Source organism: Arthrobacter sp. TRD_SC_6 (assembly GCF_055361185.1).
Window position 1 is genome coordinate 1,412,766 of record NZ_CM143953.1, and the last position, 21,304, is coordinate 1,434,069.

At 62.8% G+C, this 21,304-nt stretch carries 15 protein-coding genes; 12 read left to right on the top strand and 3 right to left on the bottom strand.

The genetic code is table 11. The features are described 5' to 3' along the window. Window positions 1-27: 27 nt before the first annotated feature. A complete protein-coding gene (locus ACWA1U_RS06925; RefSeq protein ID WP_463724603.1) occupies window positions 28-783 on the top strand; it encodes a phosphoglyceromutase in 756 nt (251 codons plus the stop codon). A gap of 76 nt (window positions 784-859) precedes the next feature. On the opposite strand, the gene phoU is transcribed toward ACWA1U_RS06925, so the two are convergent. Then, complete coding sequence (gene phoU / locus ACWA1U_RS06930; protein ID WP_463724604.1) at window positions 860-1,519, bottom strand: phosphate signaling complex protein PhoU; 660 nt, start codon at window positions 1,517-1,519, stop codon at window positions 860-862. A gap of 173 nt (window positions 1,520-1,692) precedes the next feature. Between phoU and ACWA1U_RS06935 the strand changes: the two genes are divergently transcribed. Then, complete coding sequence (locus tag ACWA1U_RS06935; RefSeq protein ID WP_463724605.1) at window positions 1,693-2,940, top strand: sensor histidine kinase; 1,248 nt, start codon at window positions 1,693-1,695, stop codon at window positions 2,938-2,940. After that, window positions 2,937-3,617, top strand: a complete 681-nt coding sequence (locus ACWA1U_RS06940; RefSeq protein WP_463724606.1) for a response regulator — start codon at window positions 2,937-2,939, stop codon at window positions 3,615-3,617. The genes ACWA1U_RS06935 and ACWA1U_RS06940 overlap by 4 nt, the downstream gene beginning before the upstream one ends. 102 nt (window positions 3,618-3,719) lie before the next feature. Here the strand turns inward: ACWA1U_RS06940 and ACWA1U_RS06945 are convergent, their stop codons facing one another. Beyond that, window positions 3,720-4,241: a hypothetical protein gene (locus ACWA1U_RS06945; RefSeq protein WP_463724607.1), complete on the bottom strand. Its 522-nt coding sequence runs from the start codon at window positions 4,239-4,241 to the stop codon at window positions 3,720-3,722. 249 nt (window positions 4,242-4,490) lie between these two features. Between ACWA1U_RS06945 and ACWA1U_RS06950 the strand changes: the two genes are divergently transcribed. The 6 genes from ACWA1U_RS06950 to glgX all read left to right on the top strand — a co-directional run bounded on the left by ACWA1U_RS06950 (window position 4,491) and on the right by glgX (window position 10,941). Continuing rightward, complete coding sequence (locus ACWA1U_RS06950; protein ID WP_463724608.1) at window positions 4,491-4,973, top strand: CarD family transcriptional regulator; 483 nt, start codon at window positions 4,491-4,493, stop codon at window positions 4,971-4,973. A gap of 101 nt (window positions 4,974-5,074) precedes the next feature. Next, window positions 5,075-5,785 carry a 2-C-methyl-D-erythritol 4-phosphate cytidylyltransferase gene (ispD, locus tag ACWA1U_RS06955; protein ID WP_463724609.1) on the top strand — a complete coding sequence of 237 codons (711 nt, stop codon included), beginning with the start codon at window positions 5,075-5,077 and terminating at the stop codon, window positions 5,783-5,785. Beyond that, window positions 5,782-6,276: a 2-C-methyl-D-erythritol 2,4-cyclodiphosphate synthase gene (gene ispF / locus ACWA1U_RS06960; RefSeq protein ID WP_463724610.1), complete on the top strand. Its 495-nt coding sequence runs from the start codon at window positions 5,782-5,784 to the stop codon at window positions 6,274-6,276. Before ispD ends, ispF begins: the two co-directional genes overlap by 4 nt. Window positions 6,277-6,347: 71 nt before the next feature. After that, the gene (cysS, locus tag ACWA1U_RS06965; RefSeq protein ID WP_463724611.1) at window positions 6,348-7,769 is read left to right on the top strand and encodes a cysteine--tRNA ligase; all 1,422 of its coding nucleotides are present in this window, start codon (window positions 6,348-6,350) and stop codon (window positions 7,767-7,769) included. An 88-nt stretch (window positions 7,770-7,857) separates the two neighbouring features. Further along, the gene (gene rlmB / locus ACWA1U_RS06970) at window positions 7,858-8,847 is read left to right on the top strand and encodes a 23S rRNA (guanosine(2251)-2'-O)-methyltransferase RlmB (protein WP_463724612.1); all 990 of its coding nucleotides are present in this window, start codon (window positions 7,858-7,860) and stop codon (window positions 8,845-8,847) included. A gap of 15 nt (window positions 8,848-8,862) precedes the next feature. Continuing rightward, complete coding sequence (gene glgX / locus ACWA1U_RS06975; RefSeq protein WP_463724613.1) at window positions 8,863-10,941, top strand: glycogen debranching protein GlgX; 2,079 nt, start codon at window positions 8,863-8,865, stop codon at window positions 10,939-10,941. On the opposite strand, the gene glgP is transcribed toward glgX, so the two are convergent. Continuing rightward, the gene (gene glgP, locus ACWA1U_RS06980; protein WP_463724614.1) at window positions 10,938-13,547 is read right to left on the bottom strand and encodes an alpha-glucan family phosphorylase; all 2,610 of its coding nucleotides are present in this window, start codon (window positions 13,545-13,547) and stop codon (window positions 10,938-10,940) included. The two genes, glgX and glgP, sit on opposite strands and share 4 nt — an antisense overlap. A 270-nt stretch (window positions 13,548-13,817) precedes the next feature. On the opposite strand from glgP, the gene ACWA1U_RS06985 reads away from it, so the two are divergent. The 3 genes from ACWA1U_RS06985 to glgB are packed head-to-tail and all read left to right on the top strand — an operon-like array spanning window position 13,818 to window position 21,283. Then, window positions 13,818-15,833: an alpha-1,4-glucan--maltose-1-phosphate maltosyltransferase gene (locus ACWA1U_RS06985; RefSeq protein ID WP_463724962.1), complete on the top strand. Its 2,016-nt coding sequence runs from the start codon at window positions 13,818-13,820 to the stop codon at window positions 15,831-15,833. After that, the gene (gene treS / locus ACWA1U_RS06990; protein ID WP_463724615.1) at window positions 15,833-17,599 is read left to right on the top strand and encodes a maltose alpha-D-glucosyltransferase; all 1,767 of its coding nucleotides are present in this window, start codon (window positions 15,833-15,835) and stop codon (window positions 17,597-17,599) included. The genes ACWA1U_RS06985 and treS overlap by 1 nt, the downstream gene beginning before the upstream one ends. Next, a complete protein-coding gene (glgB, locus tag ACWA1U_RS06995) occupies window positions 17,600-21,283 on the top strand; it encodes a 1,4-alpha-glucan branching protein GlgB (protein ID WP_463724616.1) in 3,684 nt (1,227 codons plus the stop codon). The last annotated feature ends 21 nt before the right edge of the window (window positions 21,284-21,304 follow it).

Consider the following 21,304-nt stretch of genomic DNA (forward strand, 5'->3'; position numbering starts at 1 on the left):
CCGCCTCAAATACGGCAGACTGGGACCATGACTTCTTACAAACTGATTTTGCTGCGCCATGGCCAGAGCGAGTGGAATGAAAAGAACCTTTTCACGGGCTGGGTGGACGTGGCGCTGACAGAGTTGGGCCGCAAGGAAGCCGTGCGCGGCGGAGAGCTTTTGGTTGAACACGATGTCCTTCCCGACATCGTCTACACCTCACGCCAGAAGCGCGCCATCATCACCGCGAACCTAGCCCTTGAGGCGGCTGACCGCAGCTGGATTGATGTCAAGCGGGACTGGCGCCTGAACGAGCGCCACTATGGTGCGCTGCAGGGTAAGGACAAAGCACAGACCCTGGCCGAGTACGGTGAGGCGCAGTTCATGGAGTGGCGCCGCTCTTACGACACCCCGCCGCCGCCGCTCGAGGACTCCAGCGAGTTTTCCCAGGCGAATGATCCCCGCTACGCGGATCTCGGTGACAGCATTCCCCGCACCGAGTGCCTGAAGGACGTCCTTGACCGGTTCCTACCGTACTGGGAGTCGGATATCAGCGCCGATATAAAGTCCGGCAAGACCGTGCTGATTGCCGCGCACGGCAACTCGCTGCGCGCCCTAGTGAAGCATCTGGACGGCATCAGCGACGAGGACATCGCTTCCCTCAACATCCCCACCGGCATTCCCCTGGTGTACGAGCTGGATGAGGACCTCAAGCCCGTCAAGGCCGGCGGCACCTACCTTGATGCAGACGCAGCCGAGGCCGCGATCAGGGCCGTTGCGAACCAGGGCAAGGCCAAGCACTAAACAGAAACCCTGACCAGGGAACGACGTCGGCCCGCCCCGGTAGGGGACGGGCCGACGTCGTTCTCCGCGTGAGCGTTCAGTTGAGCGGAGCGCTCGGCTGCCACTCACCCGTGACCAGGTAGGTCACCTTCCGCGCCACGGAAACGCCGTGATCCGCGAAGCGCTCGAAGTAGCGGCTCGCGAGCGTTACATCCACGGTGGTCGGCGCGGTAGCGTTCCAATCCGACGCAGCAACAGCCTTGAACACGCTGGCGTGCAGTTCGTTGACCCGGGCGTTGTGGGCGTAGATCTCGTTGCTGAGCTCCAGGTTGCGCGTTTCGAGCAACTCGGTGACCTTGCTGGCAATGGCGATGTCCAGCTCGGCAAGCTCCACGAACGTAGGCCGGATACCTTCCGGAATCACGTTCTCCGGGAAACGCAGGCGGGCGAGCTGTGCGATGTGCCGCGCGAGGTCGCCCATTCGCTCGAGCGAGGCGCTCATGCGCAACGCCCCCACGATCATGCGAAGGTCGCTCGCGACCGGCCCCTGGAGGGCGAGGACGTCAATTGCCCGCTCGTCGAGATCGTTCTGGAGGAAATCGATCCGCGCATCTGCGGCGATGACTTCCTGGGCCAGCTCGGTATCCGCTCCCTCGAACGCACTGGTGGCCTTCTGCACGGCCTCGGAAACCAGCTGGGAGATCTCGATGAGTTCTTCGCCGATTTGGTGAAGCTCCGCTTGAAAAACCTTACGCACGTGGGCGTCCTTTCCCTATGAGGTGCTGAACGGGCGCTGATGCGCAGTCCTGCTCTGCACATTTCCAGTTGCCCGTTAACTGTTACGCATCTTTAGGTGAACGTTAGTTGAACCGGGAAGCCAAAGCCACCGGATCAGCATGGGGGCGCCGGACCACCGCCTAAGCTAGGTTTGTGGATCCAGTTTTCCTGAGCCTTGTCGCCGGACTGATCGGTCTCGCCGTTGGCGTTACCGGCATGCTGGCATTCCGGTTGAGTGAGGCCCAGCGGCGGGTCCGCATGGATCCGGACGAACCAGTGTTGCCGAAGGGCGCGGCAGACGTACTGTCCGTCGTTGGGCGCGCCTACCTCATCGTGGATGCCATCGATGGCGTGGTCAGGGCGAGCCCCGCTGCGTATGCGTTCGGTCTGGTGCGCGGTCACACCGTGGTGCACAGCGAACTCCTCGAGCTCACGGCGCGCGTGCGCCGGGACGGCGTGATCGAGGAACACCAGCTGGAACTTCCCCGCGGCCCCCTTGGCCAGGGCACAATCATCGTCCAGGCTCGAGTGGCGGCGCTCGGGGAGGAGTACATCCTGATCCTGGCTGATGACCGCACCGAAATTACCCGTACTGAAGAAATCCGCAACGACTTCGTGGCGAACGTCTCCCATGAACTGAAGACACCCGTCGGCGCCATTTCGTTGCTCGCAGAAGCGATCGACGACGCCGCCTCGGACGAGGTGGCCGTCCGCCGCTTCGCGCAGCGGATGCACAAGGAATCCGGCAGGCTTTCGGCACTGGTCCAGGACATCATTGAACTCTCGCGGCTGCAGGGCACCGACGTCGTGCGCCGCGGCAAACCAGTGGACGTCAACAGCGTGATCACCGAGGCGGTTGACCGCAACAAGCTTCCGGCGGAGAGCAAGGACATTGAGATCGTTGTCGGCGGGAAGATTGACCTGCCCGTTTACGGTGACCCGGACCTACTGATGACCGCCTTCCGCAACCTCATCGACAACGCCATCCGGTACTCACCGGTGGGAACCCGTGTAGGCGTTGGGCTGCGGTCGAGGGACGGGCTCGCCCAGGTTTCAGTCACGGACCAAGGGCTGGGCATCACCTCCGAGGAGCAGGAACGGATCTTCGAGCGCTTCTACCGCATCGATGCAGCGCGTTCCCGCCAGACCGGTGGCACCGGGTTGGGGCTCAGCATCGTCAAGCATGTGGTCTCCAACCACGGTGGTGAAGTGACAGTGTGGTCACAACCGGGCCAGGGGAGCACCTTCACAGTCCGTCTTCCGGAGATGGAATCTGTCGAGAACGACGACGACGGCGGGCTGGGCAGCACCCACGGCGATAGCGGCGGCACGGCCTCGAAGCAGGACAACGTCAAGAGCGAAAAGGGCGCCACAGCCCAGAACCAAGGAGTGAAAGCGTGAGCCGAATCCTGATCGTTGAGGACGAAGAGTCTTTCAGCGACCCATTGTCGTACCTGTTGGGCAAGGAGGGCTTTGACGCCGTCGTCGTCGATAACGGTCTTGACGCCCTTACCGAATTCGACCGGGCCGGTGCGGACCTCGTGCTACTGGACCTCCAGCTGCCGGGCCTGTCCGGCACCGAAGTGTGCCGCCAGTTGCGGCAGCGCTCCAGCGTCCCAGTGATCATGCTGACCGCCAAGGACTCCGAGATCGACAAGGTGGTGGGCCTGGAACTCGGAGCCGATGATTATGTGACGAAGCCCTACTCCTCCCGCGAATTGGTGGCCCGTGTGCGCGCGGTCCTGCGACGGCAGGGTGAGCCTGAGGAACTTGTGTCCAGTTCGGTTGCCGCAGGTCCCGTGCGGATGGACGTTGAACGGCACGTGGTCAGCGTGAACGGTGAGCAGGTTTCGCTACCGCTCAAGGAGTTCGAGCTGCTCGAGATGCTGCTGCGCAACTCCGGCCGGGTGCTGACCCGCGGCCAGCTGATCGACCGCGTGTGGGGTTCGGACTACGTTGGCGACACCAAGACGCTCGACGTACACGTGAAGCGCCTGCGCGGGAAGATCGAACCTGATCCATCAACCCCGCGCCACCTTGTGACCGTGCGGGGTCTCGGCTACAAGTACGAGCCGTAAAGAGGGCGCCTCCTACGGAGAGGCTGCCTGTGGACAACCGCCGGGCTACGCAACAAAGGCGCCAGTCACAAGACCGGCGCCTTTCGCGTAGCTTCTGGGGGCCTAGTGTTCTTCCTCGGTCTCTTCTGGTGAGGGCTCCGGGGTGTAGCCGCCGGGCACGAACTCACGGTATTCCTCAAGCGTTCCGTCCAGTACCGGCACCCGGAAGGTGGCGGAGTCCGAGTCCACCGAGAATTCGAGGTCCACCAGGGCTCCCGGGATCTCGCTGATGCCGGCGAGGGTGCCGTCATCGTCGACCTCGTCCTCGAATACGTACTTTTCACCAGCGGGGATCGTAACCTCGGAGGTCTCGTTTTCACCCTCGATGGACACCTGGACGGTGGAATCCGACTCGTTGAACAGGGTGCCGAGGAGAGTGCCAGGCTCGCCTTCGTCCGAGGTGATAATCAGGACGTTGCGCAGCAGCACCGGACCGACCTGCTCGACGATTCCGTCCGAAGCCGCGTACTGGATGGTGGTCGCCTGCTGGCTGGTGACAGAACAGCCCGTTGCTCCAAGGAGGGCCAGCACAGCGCTTCCGGCAACAACCGCCTGCTGCACTCGGGTCTTCGGGGCACTCTTCACGGCACTGACTCCTGGGGATCACTGGTCACGCGGACCGTTGGACTTTCGCTACGGAACAGCCTATCCGCATCGGCCGTAAATAACGGACTTGGTAACGTCCGCGAACACCCGGACATGCATCTATTACCGCCGGCGTCAAGAGCGGAATGATAGTCAATTGATCGTCATTCGGCCCGCTGACCTGCGAAAATACGTAATGGGCGTGTCGTTTTCGTGATAAACTGATCTGCGGGAAAGGGGATTATCCACATGGTTTTTGAGGTCGGCGAAACAGTTGTTTACCCTCACCACGGCGCAGCAAAGATCGAAGAGATCAAGATGCGCACCGTCAAGGGCGAAGAGAAGATGTATCTCAGGCTCAAAGTGGCGCAGGGTGATCTGACCATTGAAGTTCCAGCAGAGAACGTTGACCTTGTAGGGGTTCGCGACGTAGTGGGCAAGGAAGGCCTGGAGCACGTTTTCGACGTACTCCGTGCCGAGTTCACCGAAGAGCCCACCAACTGGTCACGGCGCTACAAGGCCAACCTGGAGAAGCTCGCATCAGGCGATGTCATCAAGGTTGCCGAGGTAGTTCGGGACCTGTGGCGCAGGGATCATGATCGTGGTCTGTCCGCTGGCGAGAAGCGAATGCTCGCCAAAGCACGGCAAATCCTGATCTCCGAACTCGCGCTTGCAGAGAAGACGGATGAAGAGAAGGCCGCCACAGTCCTCGATGAGGTACTGGCCTCCTAGCAAAAGGAAAGGGATCGCGAAAGCGGTCCCTTTCCTTTTGCTGTCCTGGTTCTGTCCTGCGACTATGCGAAGGCGCGCTCGCCTTCGCATAGGGTGAAGCAGTGTATGCAGATCCATCGCGAGTCGGAGTAGTACTTGTCGCCGCAGGAGCCGGTCAACGGCTCGGCCGCGGTGTGCCCAAGGCCCTCGTCCTCTGCGCGGGGCAAACGCTGCTGGAGCACGCACTCGACGGAATTATCACGGCCGGTGTGGCCCAACACATCTGCGTGGTTGTCCCTGCCGGCGACACAGACCTCCGCGCCATCCTCACCAACAGGCCACCAACGGACGTGAAAATCACCGTGACCGACGGCGGTGCGAGCAGACCCGAGTCCGTCCGCTCAGGGCTCGCTGGCCTGCCTGAGCACCTCTCCATCATCCTGGTCCATGACGCCGCCCGCGCGCTGACGCCGCCCCACGTCTTCCACTCAGTGGTGACGGCTGTCGCCAACGGAGCTCCCGCCGTCGTTCCCGGTATTCCCGTTACGGACACCATCAAGACCGTGAGCGGGACTGCGGTGACGGGCACACCGGACCGGGCAACGCTCCGGGCAGTCCAGACTCCGCAGGGATTCGAGGCTGCAACCCTGCGGGATGCACACTCAGCGGCCGATCACCCCGAAAAGATCACCGACGACGCCATGCTCGTCGAATCGCTTGGTATCCCGGTAACCGTCGCAGCAGGGGATCCGCTCGCCTTCAAAGTCACCACGCCACACGACCTGATGCTCGCCGAAGCCCTGGTGCTCCAGGCACAGGAGGTTAGCCCGTGAATAGTCGACCGAACCTGCCAAGGACCGGCATCGGGTTCGATGTTCACGCTTTCGCGCCGGAAGAAGAGCCCCGGACCCTGTGGCTGGCGGGGCTCGAGTGGGTTGGCGAGCGCGGGTTGTCGGGCCACTCCGATGGCGATGCAGTAGCCCACGCCGCCGCCGACGCACTCTTCTCAGCTTCGGGAACCGGTGACCTGGGGAGCAATTTCGGCACCGACCGGCCTGAGTATGCCGGCGCCTCAGGGGTCACCCTGCTGACGGAGGCGGCCCGTATTGTGCGTGCAGCAGGCTTTGAGATCGGAAACGTTGCCATCCAACTCGTTGGCAACCGGCCGCGTTTCACCCCGCGCCGCAGCGAAGCCGAAGCCATCTTGTCGGCGGCGGTCGGAGCGCCTGTCACCGTGTCGGCCACCACGACGGACGGCCTTGGGTTCACCGGAAGGGGCGAAGGCATAGCGGCGATCGCCACCGCCGTCGTCGTCCTGCCCTGAGCGAGCGTCCCGCGCGGGCTGCCCCATCTACCCACGCCGGACTGGCCGCAGCCATTCTGTAGTCTGGATCGGTGAGCCTCAGATTCTATGACACCGCAACCGCAGAAGTCCGCGCGTTCACGCCCCTGGTGGAGGGTGAAGCGCGGGTCTACTACTGCGGGGCAACGGTGCAGGGAATGCCTCACGTGGGCCACGTCCGCTCCGCCATCGCTTTTGACCAGTTGACCCGTTGGTTGCGCATCAGCGGCTACAGGGTCACCGTGGTCCGGAACGTCACGGACATCGACGACAAAATCCTGGCAAAAGCCCTGGCCTCGCAGTCCGCGGACCCTGAATCCGTTCCCAACGAGGAATGGTGGGCACTGGCCTACCGGTACGAGCAGGAGTTCCTCAAGGCCTACGACACCCTCGGCGTCCAGCGGCCCACCTACGAGCCCCGCGCAACCGGTCACATTCCGGAGATGCACCAACTCATCCAGCACCTCATTGACCGCGGGCACGCCTATTCCGCCACTGACGGTTCCGGCGATGTGTATTTCGACGTCCGGTCCTGGCCCGCTTACGGCAGCCTGACCCGGCAGAGCATCGACGACATGCAGGCGACACCCGACGCCTCTCCCCGGGGAAAGAAGGATCCGCGCGACTTCGCGTTGTGGAAGGGCTGGAAAGACGGGGAGCCTGAGTCCGCTGCCTGGGCGAGTCCCTGGGGAGCCGGACGCCCGGGCTGGCATCTGGAATGCTCCGCCATGGTCACTAAATACCTCGGCCCTGAGTTCGATATCCACGGCGGCGGCCTGGACCTGCGCTTCCCGCACCACGAAAACGAAATGGCACAGTCCCAGGCCGCGGGCCACCCCTTCGCGCGTGTCTGGATGCACAACGGCATGGTCACCTACCAGGGTGAGAAAATGTCCAAATCCATCGGCAACACAGTCAGCCCAGGCGAAATGCTGGAACTCGCCAGCCCGCGCGTGGTCCGGTACTACCTCGGGCAGGCCCACTATCGCTCCGTCCTCGACTACCGTCCGACCTCCCTGCAGGAGGCCGCGTCCGCCGTCGAGCGCATCGACGGGTTCCTCGCGAAGGCGCCCACCACTGAGCCGGATTGGCGCAACCTCCCCGCTGCGTTCATCGAAGCCATGGATGACGACCTCAACGTCCCGAGGGCCCTCGCGGCCCTGCACGACGCCGTGCGGACAGGCAACACCGCGCTTGCAGCGAACGACGACGACAGCGCCGCCTCCGCCGCCACGCAGGTGCGCGCGATGACCGCTGCCCTAGGGCTCGACGCCGTCGAGGGCGCGGCAAGCCGCGAGGGCCCCGAACACGCCGTGCTTGACGCCCTGATTCGTTCCCAACTCCAGCAACGCAGCGAAGCCCGCGCGGCGAGGGACTGGACCCGTGCCGATGCGATCCGCGACGCGCTGGCGGGTGCCGGCGTCGTCGTCGAGGACTCGGCAGACGGAGCGCGCTGGAGCCTTGCGCGGGACTGAGTTGTCGGCAAGCTCGCTGCTGGAAAGATCGGAAGAAACGCCCGCGTAAACTGGAGGCAAGCATTTCCTCCAACTTAAGGTGTTTCCCATGGCCAACCAAGGACGTCCGGGTGCTGTTCGCAAGCTCAAGAAGGGCCCCACAACCGGCACCGGCGGGCACGGCAGGAAAGCCCTGGAGGGCAAGGGCCCTACCCCGAAGGCTGAGGATCGCTCCTACCACAAGGCCTTCAAGAACAAGGAGCTGTCAGAGCGCTCCGCTGCAAAACGGCAGGCGGGCAGGGGTGGTACCTCCCGCGGTAAAGGCAAGCCGGCCGAGGAATTCGTCACCGGCCGCAACGCCGTCGTCGAGGCACTACGCGCAGGCATCCCGGCCAAGGCGCTGCACGTCGCCATCCGCATCGATGTGGATGACAGGGTCCGCGAGACTTTGAAGCTCGCCACCGAGCGCGGCATCCCGTTGATGGAAACGGGCAAGCCGGAGCTCGACCGCATGGCAGACGGTTCCGTGCATCAGGGTTTGCTGCTTCAGATTCCGCCGTATGAATACGCGGACGGACATGACCTTGCCGTTGAGGCCCTCGCCAAGTGGAAGAAGGGGCACCTGAGCCAGGCGCCCCTGTTCGTGGCGCTTGACGGCATCACTGATCCACGCAACCTCGGCGCCATCATCCGCTCGGTTTCGGCTTTCAGCGGACACGGTGTGATCGTGCCGGAGCGCCGGTCCGTCGGCGTGACCGCAGCAGCCTGGAAGACCAGCGCCGGCGCCGCAGTGCGTGTTCCAGTGGCGCGCGTGGGCAACCTGAACAATGCCCTGAAGTCCTTCAAGGAACAGGGGATTTTCGTGCTGGGGCTCGACGGCGACGGTGATGTCTCGCTCCCGGACCTCACCTTGGGTACCGAGCCGGTCTGCCTGGTGGTTGGCTCCGAAGGCAAGGGCCTGTCCCGGCTGGTGAGGGAGAACTGCGACCAGATTGTCTCCATACCCATCAACGCGGCCATGGAATCGCTCAATGCTTCAATGGCCGTGGGCATAAGCCTGTATGAAATTTCCAGTCAGCGCGCGGCTGGCACCCGCTAGAAGCGCGATCACCGCATGAGTCTCTCCACCGGCACCAGACAGCTCTCCCACGCATTCCCGCTGGGAGTGTCCCGTTGCGCCCAGGGGCCGTCGGGACTTTACAACGTTGCGGTCTACGCCCCGGAACTCGCAGGCGTCGAGGTGCATTTCGAAGACGCTGAGGGTGAATGGCAGGTCGTCGCCCTCACCGAAGTCACTGATGGTGTCCATCATGGGCTGGCGGCCGGCCTGCGTGAATCCGGGCGATACGGCTTCCTGCCCATCGGAGCGGGTCCGGCGGGCGACCCTGGGTCGTCGCAGCTGCTGCTCGATCCCTATAGCCGTGCCATTGACACTGTCGATGGACCAGCGGGCCCGGTTTACTTCTCCGTCATGGTCGAATCGGACTTCGACTGGGGGACGGTTGCGCCGCCGCGCACACGTTGGCGGGACACCGTGATCTACGAGGCCCACGTGAAGGGCCTGACCAAGCTTCATCCCGACATCCCCGCTGGACTTCGGGGTACCTACGCCGGGCTGGCGCACCCGGTCATGATTTCCTACCTCAAAGAGCTTGGGATCACCGCGGTTGAACTGCTGCCCGTACATTTCCATATCGACGAACCCCACCTTGAACCCCTCGGCCTCACCAACTACTGGGGTTACAACACGCTCGGATACTTCGCACCGCAGCCTTCCTACGCCACCGAGGCCGCGCAGCGGTCCGGGCCGAAAGCTGTCCAGGACGAGTTCAAGGGCATGGTCAAGCTGCTGCATGAGGCAGGTATCGAGGTCATTCTCGACGTCGTCTATAACCACACAGCCGAAGGCCCGCAGGGCGGCCCCGCCCTGTCGTGGCGGGGCCTGGGGGAGAAGCACTACTACCGCCACCACGACGACGGCCGGTACCTCGACACCACGGGCTGCGGGAACACGGTCAACTTTGCCGAGCCGCGCATCATCGAGTTTGCACTGGACTCCCTGCGCCATTGGGTCAATGAGTACGGAATCGACGGTTTCCGGTTCGATCTCGCCGTCGCGCTCTGCCGGGATGAGGACCATCAGTTCACTCCGCGGCACCCCCTCCTGATCGCGATGAAGGCGGACTCCGCACTCAGGGGCGTGAAGCTGATCGCTGAGCCGTGGGATGTGGGGCACAACGGTTGGCAGACGGGAAACTTCCCGCAGGGCTGGGCCGACTGGAACGACCGATTCCGGGATACCGCACGGGACTTCTGGCTCGCGGACCAGGCAGCATTGGTTGAGGGACGGCGGGGCGGCACCGTGGCGCGCCTTGCCAGTTGCCTGGCCGGGTCGGCTGATGTTTTCGCCCGGTCGGGCCGTACGGCAGTGTCGTCGATCAACTTCGTCACGGCACATGACGGTTTCACCCTCGCGGACCTGACTGCCTACAACCGAAAGCACAACGAGGCCAACGGTGAGGCTAACCGGGACGGCCACAACGACAACCGCAGCTACAACCACGGTGTCGAAGGCCCCACGGAGGACGAAGGGATCCTCGCTGCCCGTGCCCTTACTGCGCGGAACCTCATGGCAACGCAATTGCTGTCTCTCGGCGTCCCGATGCTCACAGCCGGCGATGAATTCGGCAGGACCCAGCTCGGGAACAACAACGCCTACTGCCAGGACAACCCGCTTGCCTGGGTGGACTGGAAGCGGACCGGCGCCGCCAGCACCATGTTCGAGGCAACCAGGGCAATACTGCGTATCCGCCGGGAGTTCCTGGACCACCAGCCACCCAGCTACCCCACCCGGGAGGACAACTCCTACCTCCTCTGGTTCAACTCCGCCGGTGAGCCGATGACGCAGGAGCAGTGGTCTGACCCGGACTGCAGGATCGTCCAGTTGCTGCTTGGGTCCCCGGATGGCTCCCTCAAGGGCCTCGTGATGATTAACGGGCACCTCGAGGACCGCAGGGTGACCCTCCCGAGGGAGGCAGTGTTGAAGGACTTCGGGGTGCTCGAGAGCGGGAACCAGGCATTCGAACTGCGCTTCACAACGGCTGCCGTGAACGTAAAACGCCGCGGTGCCCGCCTCCGTGTGGGAGAAACGGACACCGCGGCATCCAACTCTGTGACCGTCTACCGGGGCTAAGCGTTCACTACCAGGCCGAGCTCGGCCCTGGAGGCGAGGCTTTCGTGGTGCGGGAGTACCCGCACGGTGTAACCGAATGACCCGGAGTGGTCGATCATGATTTCCCCAGAGAACAGGTACCGTCCACGGCCCAGATCCTCTGAGACCGTGAGATCGGCTGCGGCAACATCACTCAGGTCATCGTTGTCCGTGGCCCGGCCGTAGACCACCTCAACGCTGACATCGTCAGCAGTAAGGCTGCCGAGCGAGATATAGGCGTTCACAGTGAGCGAATCGCCAATCTGTGGGTTCTCGGAAACGCCGAGCGAATCGACATGCTCAACCTGAACCCCGGACCAGCCATCCTTGATGCGGGACCGCCAGGTAGCCGTCTGGCGGGCCGCTGCGTAACCGTCCCTGCCGGTCAGGCGACCGGCGCGGCACGCGGGCTGGTAGAGCTCCCGGACGTAATCTTGAAGCATGCGCTCAGCCGAAACTGCGGGTCCGAGCTTGGCCATGGTGTGCTTGATCATCGCGACCCACTGGTGCGGAACGCCGTCGGTCCCTGGTTCTGACGGTCCTGCAGCGCCGGCGGCGGCACGTACCGTCCCATAGAACCGCGGTGCTACCTGCTCCTCGATGAGGTTGTAAAGCGCTGCCGCTTCGATGTCGTCGCGTTCTTCAGCGGTTGCCCCATTGTTCGCGGTGGGAATCGCCCAGCCGTTGTCGCCGTCGTACATCTCGTCCCACCAGCCGTCCAGGACAGAGAGGTTGAGGCCGCCGTTGATGGCCGACTTCATGCCGGAGGTACCGCAGGCTTCGAGGGGCCGGAGCGGGTTGTTGAGCCAGACGTCGCAACCCGGGAAGAGGGTGCGGGCCATCGCGATGTCGTAGTTCGGCAGGAATACGATGCGATGGCGCACCGCAGGATCATCGGTGAACCGGACAAGATCCTGGATCATGCGCTTGCCCTGCTCATCGGCGGGGTGGGACTTGCCTGCGATCACCAGCTGAATGGGGTTCGTCGGGTGAAGCAGCAGCGCCTTCAACCGGTCCGGCTCGCGCAGCATCAGGGTGAGGCGCTTGTAGGTCGGCACCCGGCGGGCGAAGCCGATAGTCAGGATGTCCGGATCCAGCACGTTATCGGTCCACGCCAATTCCGCGTCAGCCGCACCGCGCTTCTTCCAGGATGACCTCAGCCGTGCGCGGACGTCCTGAATCAGGTTGGACCGCATGAGCCGGCGAAGGCGCCAGATATCGGCATCCTCAACGTCGTAGACCCGTGCCCACTGAGGATCAAGGACCGAGTCCGCGCCGAAGTTTTCCCGGGCGAAGTCGGCGATCAGCGGGTCAACCCAGGTGGGTACGTGCACACCGTTCGTGACGGAGGTGATGGGCACCTCGCGGGCGTCGAAGCCCTGCCAGAGCCCGGAGAACATCTCTCGTGAAACTTCGCCGTGCAGTTTGGCTACACCGTTTGCCCGCTGCGCGAGGCGCAGGCCCATGACCGCCATGTTGAACTTGGCTGGGTCACCTGCTGGATAGTTCTCGGCCCCAAGCTCCAGGACCCGCTCGGTGGGCACCGACGGAGCGAGGCCTGCGTCGAGGAAGTGCTCGATCTGCGCGCGCTCGAACCGGTCGATTCCAGCCGGGACCGGAGTATGGGTGGTGAAGACCGTGGACGCGCGACCGGCGGTAAGTGCTTCCTCCCAGGACATGGGGTGTTCGCCGGAGGGGTCCATGAGCTCGCGGATGCGCTCGATGCCCAGGAAGCCTGCGTGGCCTTCGTTGGTGTGGAAAACCTCGGGTGTGGGCATGCCGGTCAGGCGCTGGAAGATGCGCAGCGCCTTGACGCCGCCCATCCCGAGCAGCAGCTCCTGCTGTAGGCGCTGGTCGCCGCCGCCGCCGTACAGGCGGTCGGTGACGTTGCGTGCGGCTTCGTCGTTGCCTGGCACGTTCGAGTCGAGCAGCAGGAGGGGGACGCGCCCGACGTCGGCACGCCAGATGTGCGCACGAAGTTCGCGGCCGTTGGGCAAGGGTAGGACGACAGTGGCGGCAGTGCCGTCGTCTTCCCGCAGGAGAGTCAGCGGAAGCCCGTCGGGGTCCAGGACGGGGTAAGTTTCCTGCTGCCAGGCGTCGCGGGAGAGCGACTGCTTGAAGTAGCCGGCCTGGTAGAGCAGGCCTACGCCCACCAGGGGAACCCCAAGGTCGGATGCTGCCTTGAGGTGATCGCCGGCAAGGATGCCGAGGCCGCCGGAGTACTGCGGAAGTACAGCGCTGATGCCGTATTCAGGGGAGAAGTACGCAATACATTGGGGAGCATCCTCGCCCAGTGACTGGTACCAGCGGGGCTCGGACAGGTAGCGGTCCAGGTCAGCTCCGAGGTCCTGGATGCGGGTAACGAGTTCCTCGTTCGCCGCGATTTGCCGGAGCTGTTCGCGGGTGACCGATCCGAGGAACTCAACCGGATCATTTCCGCTGGCCGCCCAGGCCGCGGGATCGATGTCGTGGAACAGGCGCGCTGTGGGCAGATGCCACGACCAGCGCAGGTTCCCTGCCAGCTTGCCCAGGGGGGCAATGCTCGATGGAAGAACGGTACGGACTGTAAACCTACGGATTGCCTTCACCTCGGTAGGTTAGCGCACATCGCGCACGTGTGTTGGGTCATATTCCACTAAATGCGTAAGCGCTTGCATTGTGACGTCGATTGCTGCGGCGGAGGGAGGAAATAGCCGCGATCCCTCATTTGGCGCGGGTTTAGCGGCAAAGCTGTTACAGCCCGTCCACTGGTGGAGGGCCCGGTTACCAAGTTGCCTTAGCAATCTGTCCCAATAGTCGATAACGTCTAGGCTGTGACCACTTCGAGCGAGGCGACACGTACAAAGGCAGGCAAATCCATGGATGAAGATCTGCGATTCGGGCGAATCCCCATCACCAAGGTGTCCCCGGTGGTTGAGGGTGGAAACTTCCCGTCAAAGGCGATTCCGGGGTCGGACATCGTTGTGGGAGCGACCGTCTTCCGCGAGGGACACGACCAGCTTGGTGTGTCCGCAGTACTTTTGGACCCAAGCGGAAAGGAAGTCCAGCAGGTTCGGTTGCTTCCCCTTGGTGGCGGAACTGACCGTTATGAAGGCCGCTTGTGCCCGCTGCGGGAGGGTCTCCACACTTTCGCGGTGGAGGGCTGGGCAGACCTGTACGAGACCTGGCACCACAACGCCACCGTGAAGATTGCAGCCGGTGTCGACGTCGAACTGATGCTGGAAGAAGGTGCGGTGCTTTTCACCAGTCATGCTCCTTCCCGCACCCTTGAGGAAAAGCAGGTCTTCCTGGCTGCTGCAACAGCGCTGCGGGATACCGAGCAACCGCTGGGCCAGAGGTTGTCCGCAGGCGAGTCAGCCGAAATCCGCGCCGCCATTGCCCGCGAGCCGCTCCGTGACCTTGTGACCCGGTCGCGTGAATACCCGATCCTTGTCGAACGGGTGGCTGCGGGCCGCGGCTCCTGGTACGAATTCTTCCCCCGGTCAGAAGGGGCTGTGTACAACCCAGGCACTGCCGAATGGACGTCAGGCAACTTCGGGACTGCAGCACAAAGACTGCCAGCCGTCGCGGAGATGGGGTTCGACGTCGTCTACCTGCCGCCGATTCACCCGATCGGCCGTACACACCGAAAAGGACCGAACAACACTCTCACCGCGGGTCCCGGTGATCCCGGTTCTCCCTGGGCAATTGGCGCTCCGGAGGGTGGTCACGACGCCATCCACCCGGATCTTGGGACATTCGAGGACTTTGACGCCTTTGTGGAACGGGCTGCCGAGCTCAACCTCGAGATTGCCCTCGACCTGGCGCTTCAGGCATCACCGGATCACCCCTGGGTCACAGAACATCCCGAGTGGTTCACCACCCGGGTGGACGGCTCCATTGCCTATGCAGAGAATCCGCCCAAAAAATATCAGGATATCTACCCGATCAACTTCGACAACGAGCCTGCCGGTCTCTACGAGGAGGTCCTGCGCATAGTTCTGCTGTGGGTCAGTCATGGCGTGAAGATATTCCGCGTGGACAATCCGCATACCAAGCCCGTCCAGTTCTGGGAATGGCTCATCGCGAAGGTCAACCAGAAGCACCCTGATGTGGTCTTCCTGGCTGAGGCCTTCACCCGTCCGGAAATGATGCATGCGCTCGGCCGCGCTGGATTCCAGCAGTCCTATACCTACTTCACATGGCGCAACACCAAGGAAGAGCTCGAAGAGTACTTCGACCAGGTGAGCCACGAATCACCTGCATACTTCCGGCCGAACTTTTTCGTGAACACCCCGGACATCCTTACCGAGTACCTTCAGTACGGTGGTCCTGCAGCATTCAAGATCCGATCCGTCCTGGCCTCGATGGCAAGCCCACTCTGGGGCGTATACGCCGGGTTCGAACTGTTCGAACACGTCGCCAGGCCAGGCGCTGAGGAATACATCGACAATGAGAAGTTCGAGTACCGTCCGCGGGACTTCGAAGGGGCCATCGCACAGGGTCGCAGCCTCGCCCCGTTCATCACCAGGCTCAACGAGATCCGTCGAACGCACCCAGCGCTTGGTGATCTTGAGAACCTGACTGTGCATTCCTCCAGCGATCCGGCCACTTTGGTTTTTTCGAAGCACAAGGACGGGCTGGGCGAGGGCGGCTCGGATAAGGACACGCTCATCGTCGTCGTGAATGTTGATCCACACAGTGCCCGTGAGAGCACAGTGTCCCTCGACCTGGATGCCCTTGGGCTGGGTGACGGCGACACGAACGACGACGGCACGTTCTGGGTGGACGATCTTCTCACCGGCCAGAGCTGGCAATGGGGAGCCAACAACTATGTCAGGCTGGACGCCCACGTGGAACCGGCACATATTTTTTCCGTCAGGAGGAAGCTTTAGTGGCGAACCCGTTTCAGCTGAATGCCCCAGGCCTTGCGCATGATCCGCACTGGTATCGCAAGGCTGTTTTTTACGAGGTACTGGTCCGCGGTTTCGCCGATGCCAACGGCGACGGCTCAGGTGATTTCACCGGCCTGATCGACAAGCTTGATTACCTGCAGTGGCTTGGCGTGGACTGCCTGTGGCTTCCACCGTTCTTCAAATCGCCCTTGCGTGACGGTGGTTACGACATTGCTGATTACTATGACGTCCTCGACGAGTTCGGCAGTCTCAGCGACTTCAAGCGCCTTGTGGCCGAAGCGCACGCACGTGGCGTCCGAGTGATTATCGACCTGCCGTTGAACCACACCTCGGACAAGCACCACTGGTTCGAGGAGTCGCGTAATGACCCGGACGGTCCATACGGTGACTTCTACGTCTGGAGCGACACGGACGAGAAGTACCAGGACGCACGCATCATCTTCGTCGACACCGAAGACTCCAACTGGACCTTTGACCCCGTACGCCGGCAGTTCTTCTGGCACCGGTTCTTCAGTCACCAGCCGGACCTCAACTTCGAGAACCCCAAGGTCATCGAAGCCCTGTTTGACGTCGTGCGCTTCTGGTTGGACCAAGGCATTGACGGTTTCCGGGCTGACGCGATTCCCTACCTCTTCGAGGAAGAGGGCACCAATTGCGAGAATTTGCCGGCAACGCACGCCTTCCTCAAGGACCTGCGGGCAATGGTGGACGAGAACTATCCGGGCCGCGTGGTTATCGCAGAAGCGAACCAGATGCCTGACGAGGTCGTCGAGTACTTCGGTAACGAGGATGCACCCGAGTGCCACATGTGCTTCCACTTCCCGATCATGCCGCGGCTGTTTTATGCGCTGCGCGACCAGAAGGCTGCACCGATCATCGAAACGATGGCCGAGACGCCGGACATACCGGCGGGCGCACAGTGGGGCACTTTCCTGCGTAATCACGACGAACTGACACTGGAAATGGTCACCAACGAGGAACGCCAGGCAATGTTGGGCTGGTATGCGCCAGACTCCCGCATGCGCGCCAACGTCGGTATCCGACGCCGTTTGTCGCCTTTGCTGGACAACTCCCGGGCCGAGGTGGAGCTCATCCATGCGCTCCTGCTCTCGCTGCCCGGTAGTCCTTTCCTCTACTACGGCGACGAGATCGGCATGGGCGACAACATCTGGCTTGAGGACCGCGATGCTTCGCGTACCCCGATGCAGTGGAACCCAGACCGGAATGCAGGCTTCTCTACTGCCGATCCGGGCAAGCTCTACCTGCCGGTGGTGCAGTCGCTCGTCTACCATTACAACCATGTGAACGTGGAGGCGCAGCTGGCGAGCTCAAGTTCGCTGTTGCACTGGATGCGTCAGATGCTGGCTGTCCGCCGTTCGCGTCCGGCATTCGGGCTGGGCTCCTACCGCAACGTGCCTACCGAAGCTGAGCCAGTCCTTGCCTTCATCCGCGAAGTGCATCCGGGAAACGTCGAGGGCGAGCAGCCCGAAGTGATCCTGTGCGTCTTCAACCTCTCCCAGCATCCCGTCGCCGCGCAGCTGCATCTGCCGGAGTATTCGGGCCGCGGGTTGAGGGACCTGTTCGGTGGGACACCCTTCCCGGCGTTTGGTGAAGACGGAAACCTGACCCTGACGCTGGGCAGCCATGACTTCTACTGGCTGAGGCTCCGTTCAGCGACCTCCAACACGGCGTCGCCGCACACCGAAGCTCTTCCCGTCATCCCTATGTCAAAGGTTGTGCAGTAAATGGGCTCACTGACGCCGTCCCTTCCCGAGCTCCTCTCGGCCTGGATGCCTAACCAACGCTGGTTCCCCGCCAAAGGCCGGGACGTAGCACTCAACCGGGTCGGCGGGATCAAGCTAGAGGACCCGGCTGGGGAAGTTGGCCTCGAGGTCCACCTGGTCGCCGTGGAGTCCGGGCGACGGCTGGATGTCGTGAACGTCCCGCTGACCTATCGTGCGGAAGCTCTGGAGGGCGCTGAGGCAGGCCTTGTCGGGGAGATCGAACATTCTGAACTAGGTCGCCGCTACGTGTACGACGGCGCCCACGACCCGGTCTTCGTGTCCGCGTGGGTGGAGCTGATGCGCAGGGAGGGCCGCTCGGTTGACGGCCACACGGAGGGAACCGCAAGCAGCGGGTTCGCTTCGACGTCGTCGCTCCCACGTGCGGCAGACATCACGGTTCTGCTCGGTGAACAGTCCAACACGTCGGTGGTGGTGCGTTCCAGCGGTGAACCCATGATCGTCAAGTTCTTCCGGGTTCTAGCAGCTGGCGAGAGTCCAGACGTTCTGGTAAGCGCAAAACTTACCGAGGCCGGATCCCAGGACGTCCCGCGGACTTTCGGTTGGATTATGGGCAGCTGGCAGGATGCCCGGAATGACGGCGAATGGGTGTCCGGCCATCTCAGCGTGGTGAGGGAGTTCATCAGCGGGAGCAAGGATGCCTGGCGGTGCGCGGTTGCGGCCGTCGAAAGCGGGACATCTTTCGCGTCCGAGGCTGCGGAGCTTGGAGGCGTAATTGCGCGGATTCATCAGCAGTTGGGTGACGCCTTCGGGTCTCGCCCGGCCACGCGCGTAGAGGCCGAGGAGTTTCGCGAGTCGCTGAGCGCCCGGATCGAGTGGGCGTGGCGTGAAGCAGGGACGAGCGTCGGGCCACTGGACGTCGCCGTTACTTCCGTGCTCGACGAAGTACTGGCAGTCGAGGGGTTACCAGAGCTGCAACGCATACATGCCGACCTGCATCTCGGGCAGATTCTTGCTCTGCGCGAAGGCGGGTGGTCGGTACTCGATTTTGAGGGCGAACCCCTCCGGCCGGCCGCCGAACGGAGTGTGCCCGACGTGCCGGTACGAGACGTCGTCGGGCTGGTCCGTTCGCTTGAGTACGCAGCCGGTGTTGCGGTGCACGAAGGCACCGTCACCGCTGAAAGCGCTGAAGCGTGGGCAGTCGAGGCTGTTGACGCTTTCCTTGCCGGTTACTCGCGTGAGACTGGAACTGTGATCGAGCGGTCAGGGGCTCTTTTCCGGGCGCTCTGGCTTGACAAGGCACTCTATGAGGTGGTGTACGAATTGAGGAACCGACCCGATTGGGTAAATGTACCCGTGGCAGCTGTACGGCGGGTATTGAAGGGCGGTGGCAAGGCAAAGACTGCCGTAACCGCCGAGGATTCTCCGAAGGAGTCTGGGGTGGAAAGCACCCAGGTCCCCGCTGGGGAAGAACCGGCGAAATCCGCTGGCAAGGCTCCGTTCTCCGGACCGATCCAGGTTGAACCTGATGTTCTGCAGCGCGTCTCGGAGGGTCGGTATCACCAGCCTCACGCAGTGCTTGGTGCCCATCTGGACGATCATGGACACGTCACTATCCGCACGCTTCGCCGGCTCGCCAATGGCGTGACCGCGCTGACCGGTTCCGGGCGGGTGGAGTTGCAGCATGAGCACAACGGAATCTGGGTGGGCACCCTTGAAGCGGAGCGCGCCGGCCATGTCCCCGATTACCGGCTCGAGGTAACTTACGACGGCGAACCAGAGATCGTCGACGATGCTTACCGGTTCCTCCCAACTTTGGGGGAGATCGACATGCATCTCCTCGCCGAAGGTCGTCACGAAACGCTCTGGACGGCTCTCGGAGCACATGTCCGCCGTTACGCGTCAACGCTTGGTGACATCACCGGCGTCAGTTTCGCTGTTTGGGCCCCGAACGCTGAGTCGGTGCGCGTCAAGGCAGACTTCAACGGCTGGGATGGCTCCGTTCACGCCATGCGAACGCTTGGCAACTCCGGCATCTGGGAGCTCTTCGTTCCAGGAGCGGCTGCGGGCGCCTGCTACAAGTTCGAGATTCTTGGCCGAGACGGGCAGTGGCGTGAGAAGGCCGACCCAATGGCCCGCGGTACGGAAGTGCCGCCCCTGACAGGTTCCCGAGTTGTGGAATCGACTTACTCGTTTGACGACGAGGCGTGGATGGAAGCGCGCCGCACCGGGGATCCCCATAACGGGCCGATGAGCGTGTACGAGGTTCACCTTGGTTCCTGGCGCCTCGGGCTGGACTACAGGCAGATGGCAGAACAGCTGGTTGAGTATGTGAGCTGGCAGGGCTTCACGCACGTCGAGCTGATGCCGGTTGCTGAGCACCCGTTCGGTGGGTCGTGGGGATACCAGGTCACGTCCTACTACGCGCCGACCTCACGCTTCGGGCATCCTGACGATTTCAAGTACCTGGTGGACAAGCTCCACCAGGCTGGAATCGGCGTCATCATGGACTGGGTACCGGCGCACTTCCCGAAGGATGAGTGGGCACTGGCCAGGTTCGACGGCGACACCCTCTACGAGCACGGGAACCCGCAGCTCGGTGAGCACCCTGACTGGGGAACGTTGATCTTCGACTTCGGTCGACGGGAAGTCCGCAACTTCCTGGTCGCGAACGCGCTGTACTGGCTTGAGGAATTCCACATCGACGGGCTTCGTGTCGACGCGGTGGCATCCATGCTCTACCTCGATTACTCCCGCAAGGACGGCGAGTGGCAACCGAACAAGTTTGGCGGCCGAGAGAACCTGGAAGCCATCTCCTTCCTTCAGGAAGTCAACGCAACTGCGTACAAGAGGGCGCCCGGAGTTGTCATGATCGCCGAGGAATCGACGGCTTTCGACGGCGTCACGAGGGCCACATCGGCCGGCGGTCTCGGGTTCGGCATCAAGTGGAACATGGGCTGGATGCACGATTCCCTGCAGTACATCTCCGAGGACCCCATCAACCGGGTGCATCACCATGGCAAGGCGACGTTCTCCATGGTCTACGCCTATACCGAGAACTTCCTGCTGCCAATCAGCCACGACGAGGTAGTGCACGGCAAGGGGTCGCTCCTGCGCAAGATGCCTGGAGACCGGTGGCAGCAGCTCGCTAACGTGCGTGCCTACCTGGCATTCCAGTGGGCTCATCCAGGAAAGCAACTCATCTTCATGGGGACTGAGTTCGCGCAGGAATCCGAATGGTCGGAGCAGCACGGGCTTGATTGGTGGTTGTCGGACACCATCCCCCACAAGGGAGTGCAGCATCTGGTCCGGTCCATCAACCAGATCTACAGGGATACGCCTGCGCTTTACGCACGTGACAACGATCCAGCGGGATTCCAGTGGATCGACGAAAACGACGGCGCCCACAACACCTTGTCCTTCGTTCGGTGGGACACACAGGGCAACCCCCTCGTGTGCATCGCAAACTTCTCAGGCGCACCGCATCAGGATTACCGCGTTGGACTGCCATGGGCGGGGGAGTGGAAAGAGCTGCTCAATACCGATGCCGAGCAGTTCGGCGGCTCTGGAGTTGGGAACTTCGGAACGGTGATGGCCACCGAGGGAGCGCAGAACGGACTTCCCGCATACGCGAGCCTCACCGTGCCTCCGTTGGCCGTGCTCTACCTGGTCCCGGCTCACACCTAGAGACTCTTTCTTCACGCTGAA